The organism is Pseudomonas sp. 273 (assembly GCF_029201425.1).
Lineage (GTDB): Bacteria > Pseudomonadota > Gammaproteobacteria > Pseudomonadales > Pseudomonadaceae > Pseudomonas > Pseudomonas delhiensis.
The window spans coordinates 5,085,894-5,105,104 of record NZ_CP116775.1 but is presented as its reverse complement, the minus strand read 5'-3'; the positions used below and the strand labels follow the sequence as shown (position 1 = coordinate 5,105,104).

Below are 19,211 nucleotides of genomic sequence, written 5' to 3'. Positions count from 1 at the left end.
TGTCTTATTCGGTCGATCGACCCACATGGTTGTAGCCATGCAGTCTGTGGCTTCAAAAATATACGTTAATAGCGCATATAATATGAAGGCCGCATTCGTTGAGCTATCCCCGTTCGAGCGTAATCGCCGTCATTACCTGGATGACGAGGCGTTTCGGTTGTTCCAGCAGCTTCTGCTGGCACGGCCTGACGCCGGCGATGTGATCGCCGGTACCGGCGGCCTGCGCAAGGTCCGTTTCGGTGATCCCGGGCGTGGCAAGGGAAGACGGGGAGGGTTGCGAGTGATCTATTACTGCTGGCTGGGTAGTGCTCAGTTCTGGTTGTTCACCCTGTACGACAAGGATGAGCAGGATGATCTGAACGAGCGGCAGAGAAACCAGTTGGCCGTGCTGCTGCAGGCGGAATTGAAATCGAGAGGAATGGTGCGATGAGCAAGCGTGACATCTTTGCCGAGTTGCTGGAGGGCTTCGACGATCTGGCGGCGGAGCGGCAGGGCAAGATCACCCTGCGAACCCACAAGGTCGAATCGGCGCCGCTGCTGCCTGCCACCGGGGAGGAGATAGCAGCCTTGCGCGAACGCCTGAACATGTCCCAGCCGGTCTTCGCCCGCATCCTCCATGCCGCACCGGCGACCTTGAAGAACTGGGAGCAGAACCGCTCGCGCCCCAACGATCAGGCCACCTTGCTGATCCGCCTGCTGGCCAGGCACCCGGAAACCCTGGAGCTGATCACCGAGTTGGCCTGAGCCGGGGCGATGGGTATCGCTTCGCTCCACCCATCCTACGTGCAGGAGCGCGCCTTGCGCGCGAATCGCGGACAGAGTCCGCTCCTACGGTTCCAGGGATGCACCGTCGTAGGACCTTGTCCGCGATAGCCGGCCGTCCCGGCGCGATTCGCGGATGAGATCCGCTCCTACGCCACCCCCCGTACCATTCCATGTAGGAGCGCGCCCTGCGCGCGAATCGCGGGCAGGGCCCGCTCCTACAGGTTGGCGCCCGACGCCGAATGGCATGCGGTAACACTACCCGCCCCGCTGCGACAAAATGAGGCGCCCGGAAACATTTCGCACACTTCCCGTGCGTGTTTTCCGACGTCCATCAACCCGCCTCCGGGCTGGAGGCCGCGTAATTACTGAGGTATTCATATCATGGCCCGATACCTGCAGTGGATATAGGTTTTACTATTCCCGCCTTGATCACCTAAAATCCGCCCCGTCAAGATGTCGAAGCCCGCTCTCCGGCGCTTCTATAATTAGTTGTCGCATTGAAGAAATAACCGCCCAGGGGCTGTCGCTAGAATGCCGCTCACCCTGGATGGCGTGGTTTTCCACGAGAAACCCGCCACGGCAATGCGCGCAGACGACAAGAACCTTCACTTCTGCACGGGCAGCCTGGGCCAACCCCTTTCTCCTGCCAATCGAAGTCCTACCCTCGAAGGAGTTACTGATGAAGAAGTTCGCACTTCTCGGCGCGCTGGCGCTCTCCGCTATCACCGCTATGGCCCACGCCGACGACAAGCCCGTGCGTATCGGCATCGAAGCGGCCTACCCGCCGTTCTCCTTCAAGACCCCCGATGGCCAGTTGGCCGGCTTCGACGTCGACATCGGCAATGCGCTGTGCGAAGAGATGAAGGTCAAGTGCACCTGGGTCGAGCAGGAGTTCGACGGCCTGATCCCGGCGCTGAAGGTGCGCAAGATCGACGCCATCCTCTCGTCGATGACCATCACCGACGAGCGCAAGAAGTCCGTGGACTTCACCAACAAGTACTACAACACCCCGGCCCGCTACGTGATGAAGGAAGGCTCGGCGCTGAACGACCCGCTGACCGACCTCAAGGGCAAGAAGGTCGGCGTGCTGCGCGGCAGCACCGCGGACCGCTACGCCTCCGGCGAGCTGACCCCGGCCGGCGTGGAAGTGGTGCGCTACAACTCCCAGCAGGAAGCCAACATGGACCTGGTGGCCGGCCGCGTGAACGCGGTGGTCGCCGACTCGGTCAACCTCGACGACGGCTTCCTCAAGACCGACGCCGGCAAGGGCTTTGCCTTCGTCGGCCCGCAGCTGACCGACGAGAAGTACTTCGGCGAAGGCGTGGGCATCGCCGTGCGCAAGGGCGATAGCGCCCTGGCCGGCAAGTTCAACGCCGCCATCGCCGCGCTCCGTGCCAACGGCAAGTACAAGCAGGTCCAGGACAAGTACTTCAAGTTCGACGTCTACGGTTCGAACTGACCCCTGACCGAAAAGTGGCGCAAACCCGGGCCGAGACCTGAAGTTTGTGCCACTTTTTTATTGGGCGGCGGGCGTCTTGGCGACTGTCGTCGGTTTCCGGGCTGCGGGCGGCGTGGCCCGTCGTTCTGCGCTCGCCGCTGCGGCGAGCGGTTGCATGAGGTGCTGACCATGTTCAACGGTTACGCGGCCACCATCGTCGATGGTGCCTGGCTGACCCTCCAGCTCGCCCTGTTGTCGATGGCCCTGGCGGCGGTGCTCGGCCTGGTCGGCGCGGCCTTCCGCCTGTCGCCCGTCCGCTGGCTGGCCTGGTGCGGCGACGCCTATTCCACGGTGATCCGCGGCGTGCCCGACCTGGTGCTGATCCTGCTGATCTTCTATGGCGGCCAGGACCTGGTGAACCGCGTGGCGCCGCTGCTCGGCCACGACGACTACATCGACCTGAACCCCTTCGTGGTCGGCGTCGGCACCCTCGGCTTCATCTTCGGCGCCTACCTCTCGGAAACCTTCCGCGGCGCCTTCATGGCCATCCCCAGGGGGCAGGCCGAGGCCGGCTTCGCCTACGGCATGAGCCACCTGCAGGTGTTCTTCCGCGTGCAGGTGCCGCAGATGATCCGCCTGGCCATCCCCGGCTTCACCAACAACTGGCTGGTGCTGGTCAAGGCCACCGCGCTGATCTCGGTGGTCAGCCTGCAGGACATGATGTTCAAGGCCAAGCAGGCCGCGGACGCTACCCGCGAGCCGTTTACCTACTACCTGTTCGTCGCCGCCCTCTACCTGGTGGTGACCAGCGTCTCGCTGCTGTTGCTGCGCCTGCTCGAGCGCCGCTACTCGGTGGGCGTCAAGGTCGCGGAACTGTAAGGGGAGCCACGCGATGATCTTCGACTACACCGTCATCTGGGAAAACCTGCCGCTGTACTTCAGCGGCCTGCTGGTGACCCTCAAGCTGCTGCTGATCTCCCTGGCCGTGGGCCTGCTGCTGGCCGTGCCGCTGGCGCTGATGCGCGTGTCCAAGCGCCCGGCGGTGAACCTGCCGGCCTGGCTGTACACCTACGTTATCCGCGGCACCCCCATGCTGGTACAGCTGTTCCTGATCTACTACGGCCTGGCCCAGTTCGAGGCGGTGCGCAACAGCGCCTTCTGGCCCTGGCTGTCCAACGCCAGCTTCTGCGCCTGCCTGGCCTTTGCCATCAACACCAGCGCCTACACCGCGGAAATCCTCGCCGGCAGCCTCAAGGCCACGCCCCACGGCGAGATCGAGGCGGCCAAGGCCATGGGCATGTCGCGCCTGAAGATGTACCGCCGCATCCTCCTGCCCTCGGCGCTGCGCCGCGCGCTGCCGCAGTACAGCAACGAGGTGATCATGATGCTGCAGACCACCAGCCTGGCGTCCATCGTCACCCTGGTGGACATCACCGGCGCCGCGCGCACCGTGAACTCGCAGTACTACCTGCCGTTCGAGGCCTTCATCACCGCCGGGGTCTTCTACCTGATCCTGACGCTGATCCTGGTGCGCCTGTTCAAGGCCGCCGAACGCCGCTGGCTGGCCTACCTGGCACCGCGCAAGCACTGAGGCGGAGGAGCGGAGCATGCAACGCATCGATCACCTGTTGCCCTGCGCCAGCCTCGGCGCCGAACGCCGCCTGAGCGTCTTCCGCTATGGCGCCGGCGAGCGCAAGGCCTACATCCAGGCCAGCCTGCACGCCGACGAGCTGCCGGGCATGCGCACCGCCTGGGAGCTGAAGTTGCGCCTGGCCGCGCTGGAGGCCGAAGGGCGCCTGCTCGGCACCGTCGAGCTGGTGCCGGTGGCCAACCCCGTCGGCCTCGGCCAGTGGCTGCAGGCCAGCCACCTCGGGCGCTTCGAGACCAGCAGCGGGCAGAATTTCAACCGCGGCTTCGTCGACCTGGCGTCCCTGGTCGAGCCGCGCGTCGCCGGCCAGCTGGGCGCCGACGCACCGGCCAACGTGCAACTGGTCCGCCAGCACATGCGCGAAGCCCTGGACGCGCTGGCGCCGGCCACTTCCGAGCTGCAGGGCCTGCAACGCCTGCTGCTGCGCCATGCCTGCGACGCCGACGTGGTGCTCGACCTGCACTGCGACTTCGAGGCCTGCATCCACCTCTACGCCATTCCCCAGCACTGGCCGCAGTGGCGCTCCCTGGCGGCGCGGCTGAAGGCGGGCGTGGCATTGCTGGCGGAGGATTCCGGCGGCAATTCCTTCGACGAATCCTGTTCGCTGCCCTGGCTGCGCCTGGCCCGTGCCTATCCACAGGCGGCTTTGCCCGCGGCGTGCATGGCCACCACGGTCGAGCTGGGCAGCATGGACGACACCCGCGTCGAGCAGGCGCGCGCCAACGCCGAGGCGATCCTGGCCTTCCTCGCCGAACAGGGGCTGATCGCCGGCGATTGGCCGCAAGCGCCGGCCGAGTGCTGCGAAGGCATGCCCTTCGAGGGCACCGAATACCTCGCCGCGCCCCATGCCGGGGTGGTCAGCTTCCTGCGCCGCGCCGGCGAGTGGGTGGAGAAGGGCGAGGCGCTGTTCGAGGTGGTGGACCCGCTGAACGACAAGGTCAGCACCCTGTACGCCGGGACCGCCGGCGTGCTCTTCGCCCTGGAACGGGGGCGCTACGCGCTGGCAGGACACTGGATGGCCAAGGTGGCCGGGCGTGAGCCGTTCCGTACGGGCCGGCTGATCAACGACTGAATTCGAGTAACCGACATGTACAAACTGGAAATCCAAGACCTGCACAAGCGCTACGGCACCCACGAAGTGCTCAAGGGCGTTTCCCTGGCGGCGAAAGCGGGCGACGTGATCAGCATCATCGGCTCCTCCGGCTCGGGCAAGAGCACCTTCCTGCGCTGCATCAACCTGCTGGAGCAGCCCCACGCCGGCAAGATCCTGCTCAACGGCGAGGAGCTGAAGCTGGTGCCGAACAAGGACGGCGCGCTCAAGGCCGCCGACACCCGCCAGCTGCAGCGCATGCGCTCGCGCCTGTCGATGGTGTTCCAGCACTTCAACCTGTGGTCGCACATGAGCGCCCTGGACAACGTCATCGAGGCGCCGGTGCACGTGCTCGGCGTATCGAAGAAGGAAGCCCTGGAGAAGGCCGAGCACTACCTGGCCAAGGTCGGCGTGGCGCACCGCAAGGACGCCTACCCGGCGCACATGTCCGGCGGCGAGCAGCAGCGCGTGGCCATCGCCCGCGCCCTGGCCATGGAGCCGGAGGTGATGCTGTTCGACGAACCGACCTCGGCGCTGGACCCGGAGCTGGTGGGCGAGGTGCTCAAGGTCATGCAGGACCTGGCCCAGGAAGGCCGCACCATGGTGGTGGTGACCCACGAGATGGGCTTCGCCCGTGAGGTCTCCAACCAGCTGGTGTTCCTGCACAAGGGCCTGGTGGAAGAGCGTGGATGTCCGAAAGAGGTGTTGGCCAACCCTCAATCGGAGCGTCTGAAGCAGTTCCTTTCCGGCAGCTTGAAGTAAGCTGTCCCCCGAAGAAGTCGACAGAAGCCTCCGCATGACTGCCCAACGCATCGGTTTCCTGCTCTGGCCCCAGACCCGCGCGCTGACCCTGGCGCTCGCCGAGGAGGCCCTGCGGGTCGCCCGGCGCCTGCACCCCGAAGCGCTCTACGACCCGGTGTTCATGAACGCCGAGCAGCCCGCCGAGGGCGACGGCTGGCGCCTGCCGGGGCAGGCCTGGCAAGGCGTGCTGGAGCAGTGCCAGCGCGTCTTCCTGGTCGCCGACGAGGCGCCGCAGCAGGTCTCCGCGCCGCTGGCCGCCGCCCTCAAGCAGCTGGCCCGCGGCGGCGCCAGCGTCGGCGCGCTGTCCGCCGGCATCTACCCGCTGGCCCAGCTCGGCCTGCTCGACGGCTACCGCGCCGCGGTGCACTGGCGCTGGCACGACGACTTCACCGAGCGCTACCCCAAGGTCATCGCCACCAACCACCTGTTCGAGTGGGACCGCGACCGCCTCAGCGCCTGCGGCGGCATGGCCGTGCTCGACCTGCTGCTGGCGGTGCTGTCCCGCGACCACGGCGCGGAACTGGCCGGCGCGGTGTCCGAGGAGCTGGTGGTCGAGCGCATCCGCGAGGGCAGCGAGCGCCAGCGCATTCCGCTGAAGAACCGCCTGGGCTCCAGCCACCCCAAGCTCACCCAGGCGGTGCTGCTGATGGAAGCGAACATCGAGGAGCCGCTGACCACCGACGAGATCGCCCAGCACGTCTGCGTGTCGCGCCGCCAGCTGGAGCGCATCTTCAAGCAGTACCTGACCCGCGTGCCCAGTCAGTACTACCTGGAACTGCGCCTGAACCGCGCGCGGCAGATGCTCATGCAGACCAGCAAGTCGATCATCCAGATCGGCCTGTCCTGCGGGTTTTCCAGTGGGCCGCACTTCTCCAGCGCGTACCGCAACTTCTTTGGCGTGACCCCTCGCGAAGACCGCAACCAGCGTCGTGGGCAGGGGGCTGCCGATGGTGCGCCGGGGCCTGGGGAGCGGGGGTGAGCGGAGCGGGGGAAGCTCCCGGTTATGCTGGTGTTGGGCTTGGCCGCGTTCCCTCTCCCCAGCCCTCTCCCTGAAGGGAGAGGGGGCTTGTCCGTGCCGAGAGGAGGCATGGTTTCAGCCGGTAATTGCTGTGCGAGCCGGCTAACGCCGAAACATCAGCATCTGCCCAACGGTCCCCTCTCCCTTCAGGGAGAGGGTTAGGGAGAGGGGCGGAGCCGAGTTCAGGCGCCGTAGCCACCGGGGAATCCCCTTCGCGAGCAAGCGCCCAGGCTGGCTCTGGCCCCCGCGCCAACTCCGTCGGCGGATAACCGCGAACGGTTATTCGCCCTACGAAAAGCCTGCCCGGTGCGCCCCTGTCCGGCCATCGAACAAATTCCCCCGCGCCTTGTACCCGCGGGCCTTCCCTGGCTTTACACTGCGCCTTACCGACGCTTTCTGTCGCATTTCCGAAAGCCTCGGAAATCCACGGGTTGGCGCTATAAGAAGTTGTCGCTTGGCGGCAATGCCAACCGGTCTTTCGTCCCTACAATCCTTCCATCGATAGCCGCCTCACCAGGCAGGAGAACACCGATGTCCGCTCCGCATGCTCAGGTACAACGCTCCGACTTCGACCAGTTGATGGTCCCCAACTACTCTCCGGCCGCCTTCATCCCGGTGCGTGGTCAGGGTTCGCGAGTCTGGGACCAGAGCGGCCGCGAGCTGGTGGACTTCGCCGGCGGCATCGCCGTCAACTCCCTGGGCCACTGCCACCCGGCGCTGGTCGGCGCGCTGGCCGAGCAGGCCAACAGGATCTGGCACGTCTCCAACGTGTTCACCAACGAGCCGGCCCTGCGCCTGGCGCAGAAGCTGATCGGCGCCACCTTCGCCGAGCGGGTGTTCTTCGCCAACTCCGGCGCCGAGGCCAACGAGGCCGCGCTCAAGCTGGCGCGCCGCTACGCCCACGACGTCTACGGTCCGCAGAAGTACGAGATCATCTCGATGGTCAACAGCTTCCACGGCCGCACCCTGTTCACCGTCAACGTCGGCGGCCAGGCCAAGTACTCCGACGGCTTCGGGCCGAAGGTCGAGGGCATCACCCACATCCCGTTCGACGACCTGGACGCGCTCAAGGCGGCCATCTCGGACAAGACCTGCGCCGTCATCGTCGAGCCGGTGCAGGGCGAGAGCGGCGTGCTGCCGGCCGACAAGGCCTACCTGGAAGGCGTGCGCAAGCTGTGCGACGACAACGGCGCGCTGCTGATCTTCGACGAAGTGCAGAGCGGCTTCGGCCGTACCGGCTACCTCTATGCCTACCAGTACTACGGCGTGGTCCCGGACATCCTCTCCAGCGCCAAGAGCCTGGGCGGTGGCTTCCCCATCGGCGCCATGCTGACCACCGCGAAGATCGCCGAGCACCTGGTGGTGGGCACCCACGGCACCACCTACGGCGGCAACCCGCTGGCCTGCGCGGTTTCTGGCGCGGCCTTCGATGTGATCAATACTCCTGAGGTGCTCGAAGGCGTGCGCGCCAAGCACGAGCGCTTCAAGGCGCGCCTGGAGAAGCTCGGCCAGGAATACGGCATCTTCACCCAGGTCCGCGGCCTCGGCCTGCTGATCGGCGCGGTGCTGTCCGATGCCTGGAAGGGCAAGGCCAAGGACGTGTTCAACGCCGCCGAGAAGGAAGGCCTGATGATCCTGCAGGCCGGCCCGGACGTGGTGCGCTTCGCGCCCAGCCTGGTGATCGAGGACGCCGACATCGACGAAGGCCTGGATCGCCTGGAACGCGCGGTGGCCAAGCTCACCCGCGGCTGATCGGCAGTACGGCGCCGGCCATTCCGCCGGCACCGGTTCGACCCGGCCGGGTGCGCTCGGCCGTTCTTCGCAGGCCCCGAATGCGTTGGCGCAGGCTGTCCCGTGCCCGCGACGCGACGGGGAAAGTTCATGTGGTTTTGTCTGGTTAGAGGAGTGACGCCATGCTGGTGATGCGCCCCGCCCAAGTGGCCGACCTGCAGCAGGTGCAGCGTCTCGCCGCGGACAGCCCGGTCGGCGTCACGTCGCTGCCGGACGACGCGGAAAGGCTGAAGGAAAAGATCCTGGCCTCGGAGGCCTCGTTCGCCGCCGAAGTCAGCTACAACGGCGAGGAAAGCTACTTCTTCGTCCTCGAGGACACGCAGACCGGGCAACTGGTCGGCTGCTCGGCCATCGTCGCTTCGGCCGGCTTCTCCGAGCCCTTCTACAGCTTCCGCAACGAGACCTTCGTGCACGCCTCGCGCGAGCTGAAGATCCACAACAAGATCCACGTCCTCTCGCTGTGCCACGACCTCACCGGCAACAGCCTGCTGACCAGCTTCTACGTGCGGCGCGAGCTGGTGAACACCCCCATCGCCGAGCTCAACTCCCGCGGCCGCCTGCTGTTCATGGCCAGCCACCCGGAGCGCTTCGCCGACGCCGTGGTCACCGAGATCGTCGGCTACAGCGACGAGCAGGGCGAGTCGCCGTTCTGGAACGCCGTCGGGCGCAACTTCTTCGACCTCAACTACAGCGAGGCCGAGAAGCTCTCCGGTCTGAAGAGCCGCACCTTCCTCGCCGAGCTGATGCCGCACTACCCGATCTACGTGCCGCTGCTGCCGGACGAGGCGCAGGAGGCCATGGGCCAGGTGCACCCGCGGGCGCAGATCACCTTCGACATCCTGATGCGCGAAGGCTTCGAGACCGACAACTACATCGACATCTTCGATGGCGGCCCGACCCTGCACGCGCGCACCTCGGGCATCCGCTCCATCGCCCAGAGCCGCCTGGTGCCGGTGCGCATCGGCGAGGTGCCCAAGGCCACCCGCAGCTACCTGGTCACCAACGGCCTGCTGCAGGACTACCGTGCGCTGGTCGCCGAGCTGGACTGGGTGCCCGGCAAGCCGGTGACCCTCAGCGCCGAGACCGCCGAGGCCCTGGGCATCGGCGAAGGTGCCAGCGTCCGCCTGGTGGCGGTGTGAGTCATGGGCTGCAGGCTGCAAGCGGCAGGCTGCGGGCCCAAACGGAAGCTTTCGCCTGTGGCCTGGAGCCTGCGGCCTGAAGCCGAAACGGAGTGAATATGATCGTTCGTCCTGTCACCAGCGCCGACCTGCCGGCCCTCATCGAACTGGCGCGCAGCACCGGCACCGGGCTGACCACGCTGCCGGCCAACGAGCAGCGCCTGTCGCACCGCGTCGGCTGGGCCGAGAAGGCTTTCCGCGGCGAAGCCGAGCGAGCCGACGCCGATTACCTGTTCGTCCTCGAGGACGACGCCGGCAAGGTCGTCGGCATCTCCGCCGTGGCCGGCGCCGTCGGCCTGCGCGAGCCCTGGTACAACTACCGCGTCGGCCTCACCGTCAGCGCCTCCCAGGAGCTGGGCATCCACCGCGAGATCCCCACGCTGTTCCTGGCCAACGACCTCACCGGGCAGTCCGAGCTGTGCTCGCTGTTCCTGCATGCCGACCACCGCACGGGCCTCAACGGCCGCCTGCTGTCCAAGGCGCGCTTCCTGTTCATCGCCGAGTTCCGCGAGCTGTTCGGCGACAAGGTGATCGCCGAGATGCGCGGCATGTCCGACGCCGACGGCCGCTCGCCGTTCTGGGAGAGCCTGGGCCGGCACTTCTTCAAGATGGAGTTCAGCCAGGCGGACTACCTGACCGGTGTCGGCAACAAGGCCTTCATCGCCGAACTGATGCCGAAATTCCCGCTGTACACCTGCTTCCTCTCGGAAGAGGCGCGCAACGTGATCGGCCGCGTGCACCCGGACACCGAACCGGCGCTGGCCATGCTCAAGGCCGAGGGCTTCAGCTACCAGGGCTACGTCGACATCTTCGACGCGGGCCCGGCCATCGAGGCGCCGACCGAGAAGATCCGCGCCATCGCCGACAGCCAGGCCCTGGTGCTGGCCATCGGCACGCCGGGCGATGACGCCGAGCCCTACCTGATCCACAACCGCAAGCGCGAGGAGTGCCGCATCGCCGCGGCCCCGGCGCGGGTCGCCGCCGGCTCCCTGGTGGTCGACGCGCAGACCGCCAAGCGCCTGCGCCTGTCCGCCGGCGCCTCGGTGCGCGCGGTGCCGCTGTCCGCCGGAAAACGCTGATCCCGCGCGGATCGGAGGAGAACAAGAGATGACTACCCACTACATCGCCGGCCAGTGGCAGGCGGGCGAGGGCGATGCCCTGGAATCCCTCGACCCGGTCAGCCAGGCCGTGGTCTGGAGCGGCCGCGCCGCCAACGCTGCGCAGGTCGACGCCGCCGTGGCCGCCGCCCGTGCCGCCTTCCCGGCCTGGGCGCGGCGCCCGCTGGAGGAACGCATCGCCGTGCTGGAAGCCTTCGCCGCCACCCTCAAGGCGCGCAGCGACGAGCTGGTCCGGGCGATCGGCGAGGAGACCGGCAAGCCGCTGTGGGAAGCCACCACCGAGGTCACCAGCATGGTCAACAAGGTGGCCATCTCGGTCCAGGCGTACCGCGAGCGCACCGGCACCAAGAGCGGCCCGCTGGCCGACGCCACTGCCGTGCTGCGCCACAAGCCCCACGGGGTGGTCGCGGTGTTCGGCCCCTACAACTTCCCCGGCCACCTGCCCAACGGCCACATAGTGCCGGCGCTGCTGGCCGGCAACGCGGTGATCTTCAAGCCCAGCGAGCTGACGCCGAAAGTCGCCGAACTGACCCTGCGCGCCTGGATCGACGCCGGCCTGCCGGCGGGCGTGCTCAACCTGGTGCAGGGCGCCCGCGACACCGGCGTGGCCCTGGCCGGCCACGCGGGCATCGACGGCCTGTTCTTCACCGGCTCCAGCCGCACCGGCAACCTGCTGCACAGCCAGTTCGGCGGCCAGCCGCAGAAGATCCTGGCGCTGGAGATGGGCGGCAACAACCCGCTGATCGTCGATGAAGTGCGGGACGTGGACGCCGCGGTCTACACCATCATCCAGTCCGCCTTCATCTCCGCCGGCCAGCGCTGCACCTGCGCGCGGCGCCTGCTGGTGCCCGCCGGTGCCTGGGGCGACGCCCTGCTGGCGCGCCTGGTGGCGGTGAGCGCGAGCATCAAGGTCGGCCGCTTCGACGAACAGCCGGCGCCGTTCATGGGCTCGGTGATCTCCCTGGCCGCCGCCGAGCACCTGCTCAAGGCCCAGGAACACCTGCTGGCCAATGGCGCCGTGGCCCTGCTGGCCATGTCCCAGCCGCTGGAGGGCGCGGCCCTGCTGACCCCCGGCATCCTCGACGTGACCGCCGTGAGCGAGCGCCCGGACGAGGAGTTCTTCGGCCCGTTGCTGCAGGTCATCCGCTACGCCGGTTTCGACGAGGCCATGCGCGAGGCCAACGCCACCCAGTACGGCCTGGCCGCCGGCCTGCTGTCGGACTCCCGCGAGCGCTTCGAGGGCTTCCTGCTGGAGAGCCGCGCCGGCATCGTCAACTGGAACAAGCAACTGACCGGCGCCGCCAGCAGCGCACCCTTCGGCGGCATCGGCGCCTCCGGCAACCACCGTCCCAGCGCCTACTACGCCGCCGACTACTGCGCCTATCCGGTGGCCTCGCTGGAAAGCGAAAGCCTTGCCCTGCCTGCAACCCTGACTCCGGGAGTGAGCCTGTGATGACCGCCCATGAAATGAACTTCGACGGTCTTGTCGGCCCGACGCACAACTACGGTGGCCTGTCCTACGGCAACGTCGCCTCGCAGAGCAACAGCCAGGTGGCGTCCAACCCGAAGGAAGCTGCCAAGCAGGGCCTGGCGAAGATGAAGGCGCTGATGGACATGGGCTTCAAGCAGGGCGTGCTGGCCCCGCAGGAACGCCCGGCCGTGGCCTCGCTGCGGGCCCTCGGCTTCAGCGGCAGTGACACCGAGGTGATCGCCAAGGCGGCCAGGGAAGCCATGCCGCTGCTGGCCGCGGTCAGCTCGGCCTCGTGCATGTGGACGGCCAACGCCGCCACCGTCAGCCCCAGCGCCGACACCGCCGATGGCCGCGTGCATTTCACCGCCGCCAACCTCAACTGCAAGTTCCACCGCTCCATCGAGCACCCAGTCACCAGCCGTATCCTCGGCGCCATGTTCCGCGACGAGAAGCACTTCGCCCACCACCCGGCGTTGCCGGCGGTGGCGCAGTTCGGCGACGAAGGCGCGGCCAACCACACGCGCTTCTGCAAGGGCTACGGCGAGGCCGGAGTGGAGTTCTTCGTGTTCGGCCGCAGCGCCTTCGACAGCCGCTTCCCTCAGCCTGCGCGCTACCCGGCGCGGCAGACCCTGGAAGCCTGCCAGGCGGTGGCCCGCCTGCACGGCCTGGGCGAGGAGGGCGTGGTCTACGCCCAGCAGAACCCGGCGGTGATCGACCAGGGCGTGTTCCACAACGACGTGATCTCGGTGGGCAACGGCGAGGTGCTGTTCTACCACCAGGACGCCTTCCTCGACACCGACAGGGTGCTGGCCGAGCTGGACGCCAAGCTGGCCCGCCGCGGCGGCCGCTTCCAGGCGGTGCGGGTGCCCGCCGACCAGGTCGCGGTGGAGGACGCGGTGCGTTCCTACCTGTTCAACAGCCAGTTGCTCAGCCGCGCCGACGGCAGCATGCTGCTGATCGTCCCGGAAGAGTGCCGGCAGAACGAGCGCGTGTGGCGCTACCTGTCGCGCCTGACCGCCGAGGGCGGGCCGATCCATGAGGTGAAGGTCTTCGACCTCAAGCAGAGCATGCAGAATGGCGGCGGCCCGGCCTGCCTGCGCCTGCGCGTGGCGCTCAACGAGGCCGAGCTGGCCGCGGTGAACCCGGGCGTGGTCATGACCCCGGCGCTGTACGACACCCTGGTGGCCTGGGTCGACAAGCACTACCGCGACCGCCTGTCCGAAGCCGACCTGGCCGACCCGCAACTGCTGGTGGAATGCCGGACGGCATTGGATGAACTGAGCCGGATCCTTAAACTGGGCTCCGTCTACCCCTTCCAGATGAGTTGAACATCATGACCACCGAAAGCCTTCCGCTGATCCTCGAAGACGCCACCGGCGCCCGCCGCGAGACCCACAGCGCCCGCCTGGCCATCCGCCTGGAAGGCCGCGAGCTGTGGCTGGAGGCCGACGGCAAGGGCGGCCTGCTGATCTACGCCGAGTCCTTCGAGGAGGACACCGAGGTGCCGCTGCTGGTGGTCCGCCCGCAGGCGGTCAACCAGCTCAGCCTGAGCCTGGAGCTGGAGGCCGCCGAAGTCCACGAACATGGTCCAGACTGTGGATGTGACCATCACTGATCGCAGGGGCCGCCGCCCGCAGGTGCCGGCGGCCAACCGGGAGACCCGCGCATGCTAGCACTGGGCAAGCTGCTCGACCTGACCCTCGTCGGTCGCGAGCCGACCGAGAAGATCCAGCTCACCGCCGACGGCACGCGCCTGCACTGGCTGGCCGAGGGCGCCCTCGAGGTGACCCCCGCCAGCGGCCGCGACAACGGCCTGGACCTGCTGCTCTCGGCTGGCATCCACGGCAACGAGACGGCGCCCATCGAGCTGCTCGACCGCCTGGTCCAGCGCATCGCCCGCGGCGAGCTGAAGCCGGCGGCGCGCCTGCTGTTCCTGCTCGGCAACCCGGAGGCCATGCGCCGCGGCGAACGCTACCTGGAGCAGGACATCAACCGCCTGTTCTGCGGCCGCCACGAGGACGGCAGCGGCAGCGAGGCCCTGCGCGCCGCCGAGCTGGAGCGCCTGGCCGCGGCCTTCTTCGCCCGCGACGGCCGCCAGCGCCTGCACTACGACCTGCACACGGCCATCCGCGGCTCGAAGATCGAACAGTTCGCCCTCTACCCCTGGAGCGAGGGGCGCGAGCATTCCCGCACGGAACTGGCCCGGCTGCGTAGCGCCGGCATCGACGCGGTGCTGCTGCAGAGCAAGACCGGCATCACCTTCAGCTCCTACACCTATAGCCGCCTGGGTGCCGAGGCCTTCACCCTGGAACTGGGCAAGGCACGGCCCTTCGGGCAGAACCAGGTGGTCAACCTGGGCCGCCTGGAGGGGCTGCTGCAGGTGCTGGTCGACGGCACCGAGGCGCCGGCCGGGGAGGGCGGCCTGGACGGCCTGCAACTGTTCGCCGTGTCCCGCGAGGTGATCAAGCACAGCGATCACTTCCGCCTGCACCTGGACGATGCCGTGGACAACTTCACCGAGCTGGACCACGGCTACCTGCTCGCCGAGGACATCGGCGGCACCCGCTGGATCGTCGAAGAGAAGGGCGCCCGCATCATCTTCCCCAACCCGCGGGTGAGAAACGGCCTGCGCGCGGGCATCCTCGTGGTGCCCACGGAACTCTGAGCGCCCGGCGTTTGGGGGCTCTTCGTAGGAGCGAGCTTGCTCGCGAACAGATTTTCCAGTGGCTGCGGTGCTATGCGGTTCGCGAGCAAGCTCGCTCCTACGAGAAGCCAGGCTCGCCTGCAACGCAGGAGCGGGCCTTGTCCGCGATAGCCGGACCCACCGGCGCGAATCGCGGATGAGATCCGCTCCTACAGGTTGCCGGGAGGCACGGTATTCCTCCCGCCGTAGGAGCGGACCTTGTCCGCGATAGCCGGACCCACCGGCGCGATTCGCGGATGAGATCCGCTCCTACGCCGCTCCACCCGCGCCATTCCCCTGCCCGCGAAGACCCGCTTCCGAGCCTTGTCCCCAGGCAGCCAAGCACATAGCATCGGGCTCTTTCCCCGCTTTCCAGGAGCCCGCCATGTCCGTCATCGACCTTCGCAGCGACACCGTCACCCTGCCCAGTGCCGGGATGCGCGAGGCCATGGCCCGGGCCGAGCTGGGCGACGACGTCTATGGCGAGGACCCCACCGTCAACCGCCTGGAGGCCACCCTGGCCGAGCGCCTGGGCTTCACCTCCGCGCTCTTTGTGCCCACCGGCACCATGAGCAACCTGCTCGGGCTGATGGCCCACTGCGGCCGTGGCGACGAATACATCGTCGGCCAGCAGGCCCACACCTATAAATACGAGGGCGGCGGCGCCGCGGTGCTGGGTTCGATCCAGCCGCAGCCCATCGAGGGCGAGGCCGACGGCTCGCTGGACCTGGGCAAGGTCGAGGCGGCCATCAAGCAGGACGACTTCCACTTCGCCCGTACCCGCCTGCTGGCCCTGGAAAACACCATGCAGGGCAAGGTCCTGCCGCTGGCCTACCTGGCCGCCGCCCGCGAGCTGACCCGCCGCCGCGGCCTGGGCCTGCACCTGGACGGCGCGCGCCTGTACAACGCGGCGGTGAAGCTGGGCGTGGACGCCGGCGAGATCACCCGCCACTTCGATTCCGTCTCGGTGTGCCTGTCCAAGGGGCTGGGCGCGCCGGTGGGCTCGGTGCTGTGCGGCAGCGCCGAGCTGATCGGCAGGGCCCGTCGCCTGCGCAAGATGGTCGGCGGCGGCATGCGCCAGGCCGGCGGCCTGGCCGCGGCCGGGCTGTATGCGCTGGACCACCAGGTCGAGCGCCTGGCCGAGGACCACGCCAACGCCGAGACCCTCGGCCGCGGCCTGGCGGAGCTGGGCTACGCCATCGAGCCGGTGCAGACCAACATGGTCTACGTCGGCATCGGCGAGCGCGCCGAAGCCCTGCGCGGCTTCCTCGGCGAGCGCGGCATCCGCGTCAGCGCCGCCCCGCGCCTGCGCCTGGTCACCCACCTGGACGTGAAAACGGCGGACATTCCCCGTATCGTCGAGGCTTTCGCCGCCTTTCGTCGCGACTGACTAGGATGGAAGCACAATAGCTGCCATCTATCGTACAAACACACTGTACCCGGTACGCAGGGCCGATATAATGCGGCCCTTTGCCGGCGATTCGTGGCCGCATTTTTCCGTGGAAGAACCTATGAAAAGCGCTGAAATCCGTGAAGCCTTCCTCCGCTTCTTCGAAGAGAAGGGGCATACCCGCGTAGCGTCGAGTTCGCTGATTCCGGCGAACGACCCGACCCTGCTGTTCACCAACGCCGGCATGAACCAGTTCAAGGACTGCTTCCTGGGCCTGGAGAAACGCGCCTACACTCGCGCCACCACCAGCCAGAAGTGCGTGCGCGCCGGCGGCAAGCACAACGACCTGGAAAACGTCGGCTACACCGCGCGCCACCACACCTTCTTCGAGATGCTGGGCAACTTCAGCTTCGGCGACTACTTCAAGCGCGACGCCATCCACTACGCCTGGGAATTCCTGACCTCGGACAAGTGGCTGAACCTGCCCAGGGAAAAACTCTGGGTCACCGTCTACGCCAGCGATGACGAGGCCTACGACATCTGGACCAAGGAAGTCGGCGTGCCCGCCGAGCGCATGGTGCGCATCGGCGACAACAAGGGCGCCCCCTACGCCTCCGACAACTTCTGGGCGATGGGCGACACCGGTCCCTGCGGCCCCTGCACCGAGATCTTCTACGACCACGGCGCCGACATCTGGGGCGGCCCGCCCGGTTCCCCGGAAGAGGACGGCGACCGCTACATCGAGATCTGGAACAACGTGTTCATGCAGTTCAACCGCACCGCGGACGGCGTCATGCACCCGCTGCCGGCGCCGAGCGTGGACACCGGCATGGGCCTGGAGCGCATCAGCGCGGTCCTGCAGCACGTCCACTCGAACTACGAGATCGACCTGTTCCAGAGCCTGCTGAAAGCCTCCGCCGAGGCCATCGGCTGCGCCAACGACGACGCGCCGTCGCTGAAAGTGGTGGCCGACCACATCCGTTCCTGCAGCTTCCTCATCGCCGACGGCGTGCTGCCGTCCAACGAGGGCCGCGGCTACGTGCTGCGCCGCATCATCCGCCGCGCCTGCCGCCACGGCAACAAGCTGGGCGCCAAGGGCAGCTTCTTCCACAAGATCGTCGCCGCCCTGGTGGCCGAGATGGGCGAAGCCTTCCCCGAGCTGAAGCAACAGCAGGCGCACATCGAGCGCGTGCTCAAGACCGAGGAAGAGCAGTTCGCCAAGACCCTCGAACAGGGCCTGAAGATCCTCGAACAGGACCTGAGCGAACTGAAAGGCAGCGTCATCCCCGGCAACGTGGTGTTCAAGCTGTACGACACCTACGGCTTCCCGGTGGACCTGACCAACGACATCGCCCGCGAGCGCAGCCTGACCCTCGACGAGGAAGGCTTCGAGCGCGAGATGGAGGCCCAGCGCGAGCGCGCCCGCTCCGCCAGCGCCTTCGGCATGGACTACAACGCCCTGGTCAAGGTCGACGGCGACACCCGCTTCCTGGGCTACCAGGGTGTTTCCGGCGCCGGGCAGATCATCGCGCTGTTCAAGGACGGCAAGGCCGTCGAGAAGCTCAACGAAGGCGAGGAGGGCGTGGTCGTTCTCGACCAGACGCCGTTCTACGCCGAATCCGGCGGCCAGGTCGGCGACTGCGGCACCCTGTCCGGCGCCGGCGTGCGCTTCGACGTGCGCGACACCACCAAGGCCGGCGGCGCCCACCTGCACCACGGCATCGTCGCCCAGGGCAGCCTGAGCGTCGGCGCCGCGGTCAAGGCCGAGGTCGACGCCAGCGTGCGCCAGGCCACCGCGCTGAACCACTCCGCCACCCACCTGCTGCACGCCGCGCTGCGCCAGGTGCTGGGCGACCACGTGCAGCAGAAGGGCTCGCTGGTCGACAGCCAGCGCCTGCGCTTCGACTTCAGCCACTTCGAGGCCATCAAGCCCGAGCAGTTGAAGCGGCTGGAAGACATCGTCAACGCCGAGATCCGCAAGAACAGCGAGGTCGAGACCGAAGAGACCGACATCGACACCGCCAAGGCCAAGGGCGCCATGGCGCTGTTCGGCGAGAAGTACGGCGACCAGGTGCGCGTGCTGACCATGGGCGGCGGCTTCTCCGTCGAGCTGTGCGGCGGCACCCACGTGTCCCGCACCGGCGACATCGGCCTGTTCAAGATCACCAGCGAAGGCGGCGTGGCCGCCGGCGTGCGCCGCATCGAGGCGGTGACCGGCGCGGCTGCGCTGGCCTACCTGAACGGCGCCGAAGAGCAGCTCAAGGAAGCCGCCGGCCTGGTCAAGGGCAGCCGCGACAACCTGCTGGACAAGCTCTCCGGCCTGCTCGAGCGCAACCGCCAACTGGAGAAGGAACTGGAGCAGCTCAAGGCCAAGGCCGCCAGCGCCGCCGGTGACGACCTGGCCGGTTCCGCCGTGGACGTGGCCGGGGTGAAAGTGCTGGCCGCGCGCCTCGACGGCCTGGACGGCAAGGCGCTGCTGGCGCTGGTCGACCAATTGAAGAACAAGCTGGGCAGCGGCGTGATCCTGCTCGGCGGGCTGTTCGAAGAGAAAGTGGTGCTGGTCGCCGGGGTCACCCAGGACCTGGCCGCCAAACTCAAGGCCGGCGACCTGATGAAGCAGGCCGCGGCGGCCGTGGGCGGCAAGGGCGGCGGTCGCCCGGACATGGCCCAGGGCGGCGGCACCGACGCCGGCAAGCTGGACGAGGCCCTGGCCCTGGCCAAGGCCTTCGTCGAACAGGGCCGGTAAGCACCGGCAAGGCCAGGCCCGCGGCGCGCCCGGCGGGCCTTGGCAAGGGGCAGCGATGCCTGTCTAATGGGCGC

General features: G+C 67.8%; 17 protein-coding genes. All 17 read left to right on the top strand.

The window, feature by feature from the left end:
• Positions 1–82 precede the first annotated feature (82 nt).
• Complete coding sequence (locus PKO50_RS23225; protein WP_275627345.1) at positions 83–430, top strand: toxin; 348 nt, start codon at positions 83–85, stop codon at positions 428–430.
• On the top strand, positions 427–744 hold the full coding sequence (locus tag PKO50_RS23220; RefSeq protein WP_089391836.1) for a transcriptional regulator: 318 nt from the start codon (positions 427–429) through the stop codon (positions 742–744). Before PKO50_RS23225 ends, PKO50_RS23220 begins: the two co-directional genes overlap by 4 nt.
• 700 nt (positions 745–1,444) lie before the next feature.
• Positions 1,445–2,224, top strand: coding sequence for an ABC transporter substrate-binding protein (locus PKO50_RS23215; RefSeq protein ID WP_009620740.1), 780 nt, complete (start codon positions 1,445–1,447; stop codon positions 2,222–2,224).
• Between the two features lie 168 nt (positions 2,225–2,392).
• Positions 2,393–3,082 carry an ABC transporter permease gene (locus PKO50_RS23210; RefSeq protein WP_109931925.1) on the top strand — a complete coding sequence of 230 codons (690 nt, stop codon included), beginning with the start codon at positions 2,393–2,395 and terminating at the stop codon, positions 3,080–3,082.
• Positions 3,083–3,095: 13 nt separating this feature from the next.
• The gene (locus tag PKO50_RS23205) at positions 3,096–3,794 is read left to right on the top strand and encodes an ABC transporter permease (protein WP_089391834.1); all 699 of its coding nucleotides are present in this window, start codon (positions 3,096–3,098) and stop codon (positions 3,792–3,794) included.
• Between the two features lie 16 nt (positions 3,795–3,810).
• A complete protein-coding gene (locus PKO50_RS23200) occupies positions 3,811–4,923 on the top strand; it encodes a succinylglutamate desuccinylase/aspartoacylase family protein (RefSeq protein ID WP_275627344.1) in 1,113 nt (370 codons plus the stop codon).
• Positions 4,924–4,938: 15 nt separating this feature from the next.
• Positions 4,939–5,703 carry an arginine/ornithine transport ATP-binding protein AotP gene (aotP, locus tag PKO50_RS23195; RefSeq protein ID WP_089391832.1) on the top strand — a complete coding sequence of 255 codons (765 nt, stop codon included), beginning with the start codon at positions 4,939–4,941 and terminating at the stop codon, positions 5,701–5,703.
• A gap of 34 nt (positions 5,704–5,737) precedes the next feature.
• Positions 5,738–6,721, top strand: a complete 984-nt coding sequence (gene argR / locus PKO50_RS23190) for a transcriptional regulator ArgR (RefSeq protein ID WP_009620752.1) — start codon at positions 5,738–5,740, stop codon at positions 6,719–6,721.
• Between the two features lie 570 nt (positions 6,722–7,291).
• Positions 7,292–8,512, top strand: coding sequence for an aspartate aminotransferase family protein (locus PKO50_RS23185; RefSeq protein WP_275627343.1), 1,221 nt, complete (start codon positions 7,292–7,294; stop codon positions 8,510–8,512).
• A gap of 161 nt (positions 8,513–8,673) precedes the next feature.
• Positions 8,674–9,690: an arginine/ornithine succinyltransferase subunit alpha gene (gene aruF, locus PKO50_RS23180; RefSeq protein WP_109931932.1), complete on the top strand. Its 1,017-nt coding sequence runs from the start codon at positions 8,674–8,676 to the stop codon at positions 9,688–9,690.
• Between the two features lie 98 nt (positions 9,691–9,788).
• Positions 9,789–10,808: an arginine N-succinyltransferase gene (gene astA / locus PKO50_RS23175; protein ID WP_109931934.1), complete on the top strand. Its 1,020-nt coding sequence runs from the start codon at positions 9,789–9,791 to the stop codon at positions 10,806–10,808.
• 28 nt (positions 10,809–10,836) lie between these two features.
• Complete coding sequence (gene astD, locus PKO50_RS23170) at positions 10,837–12,300, top strand: succinylglutamate-semialdehyde dehydrogenase (protein WP_275627342.1); 1,464 nt, start codon at positions 10,837–10,839, stop codon at positions 12,298–12,300.
• Positions 12,300–13,646 (top strand): N-succinylarginine dihydrolase, encoded by a 1,347-nt coding sequence (astB, locus tag PKO50_RS23165; RefSeq protein ID WP_275627341.1) that lies wholly within the window; start codon positions 12,300–12,302, stop codon positions 13,644–13,646. The genes astD and astB overlap by 1 nt, the downstream gene beginning before the upstream one ends.
• 5 nt (positions 13,647–13,651) lie before the next feature.
• On the top strand, positions 13,652–13,933 hold the full coding sequence (locus PKO50_RS23160) for a GTPase (RefSeq protein ID WP_275627340.1): 282 nt from the start codon (positions 13,652–13,654) through the stop codon (positions 13,931–13,933).
• Between the two features lie 51 nt (positions 13,934–13,984).
• The gene (astE, locus tag PKO50_RS23155; RefSeq protein WP_275627339.1) at positions 13,985–14,983 is read left to right on the top strand and encodes a succinylglutamate desuccinylase; all 999 of its coding nucleotides are present in this window, start codon (positions 13,985–13,987) and stop codon (positions 14,981–14,983) included.
• A 403-nt stretch (positions 14,984–15,386) separates the two neighbouring features.
• A complete protein-coding gene (gene ltaE / locus PKO50_RS23150; protein WP_089391825.1) occupies positions 15,387–16,391 on the top strand; it encodes a low-specificity L-threonine aldolase in 1,005 nt (334 codons plus the stop codon).
• A 121-nt stretch (positions 16,392–16,512) separates the two neighbouring features.
• Entirely contained in the window at positions 16,513–19,137 is a 2,625-nt protein-coding gene (alaS, locus tag PKO50_RS23145; protein WP_089391824.1) for an alanine--tRNA ligase, read from the top strand.
• The last annotated feature ends 74 nt before the right edge of the window (positions 19,138–19,211 follow it).

Excerpts from the sequence above, each read along its gene's own strand:
- PKO50_RS23225 (WP_275627345.1), top strand. The coding sequence starts at position 83 with ATGAAGGCCGCATTCGTTGAGCTATCCCCGTTCGAGCGTAATCGCCGT.
- PKO50_RS23220 (WP_089391836.1), top strand. The coding sequence starts at position 427 with ATGAGCAAGCGTGACATCTTTGCCGAGTTGCTGGAGGGCTTCGACGAT.
- PKO50_RS23215 (WP_009620740.1), top strand. The coding sequence starts at position 1,445 with ATGAAGAAGTTCGCACTTCTCGGCGCGCTGGCGCTCTCCGCTATCACC.
- PKO50_RS23210 (WP_109931925.1), top strand. The coding sequence starts at position 2,393 with ATGTTCAACGGTTACGCGGCCACCATCGTCGATGGTGCCTGGCTGACC.
- PKO50_RS23205 (WP_089391834.1), top strand. The coding sequence starts at position 3,096 with ATGATCTTCGACTACACCGTCATCTGGGAAAACCTGCCGCTGTACTTC.
- PKO50_RS23200 (WP_275627344.1), top strand. The coding sequence starts at position 3,811 with ATGCAACGCATCGATCACCTGTTGCCCTGCGCCAGCCTCGGCGCCGAA.
- aotP (WP_089391832.1), top strand. The coding sequence starts at position 4,939 with ATGTACAAACTGGAAATCCAAGACCTGCACAAGCGCTACGGCACCCAC.
- argR (WP_009620752.1), top strand. The coding sequence starts at position 5,738 with ATGACTGCCCAACGCATCGGTTTCCTGCTCTGGCCCCAGACCCGCGCG.
- PKO50_RS23185 (WP_275627343.1), top strand. The coding sequence starts at position 7,292 with ATGTCCGCTCCGCATGCTCAGGTACAACGCTCCGACTTCGACCAGTTG.
- aruF (WP_109931932.1), top strand. The coding sequence starts at position 8,674 with ATGCTGGTGATGCGCCCCGCCCAAGTGGCCGACCTGCAGCAGGTGCAG.
- astA (WP_109931934.1), top strand. The coding sequence starts at position 9,789 with ATGATCGTTCGTCCTGTCACCAGCGCCGACCTGCCGGCCCTCATCGAA.
- astD (WP_275627342.1), top strand. The coding sequence starts at position 10,837 with ATGACTACCCACTACATCGCCGGCCAGTGGCAGGCGGGCGAGGGCGAT.
- astB (WP_275627341.1), top strand. The coding sequence starts at position 12,300 with ATGACCGCCCATGAAATGAACTTCGACGGTCTTGTCGGCCCGACGCAC.
- PKO50_RS23160 (WP_275627340.1), top strand. The coding sequence starts at position 13,652 with ATGACCACCGAAAGCCTTCCGCTGATCCTCGAAGACGCCACCGGCGCC.
- astE (WP_275627339.1), top strand. The coding sequence starts at position 13,985 with ATGCTAGCACTGGGCAAGCTGCTCGACCTGACCCTCGTCGGTCGCGAG.
- ltaE (WP_089391825.1), top strand. The coding sequence starts at position 15,387 with ATGTCCGTCATCGACCTTCGCAGCGACACCGTCACCCTGCCCAGTGCC.
- alaS (WP_089391824.1), top strand. The coding sequence starts at position 16,513 with ATGAAAAGCGCTGAAATCCGTGAAGCCTTCCTCCGCTTCTTCGAAGAG.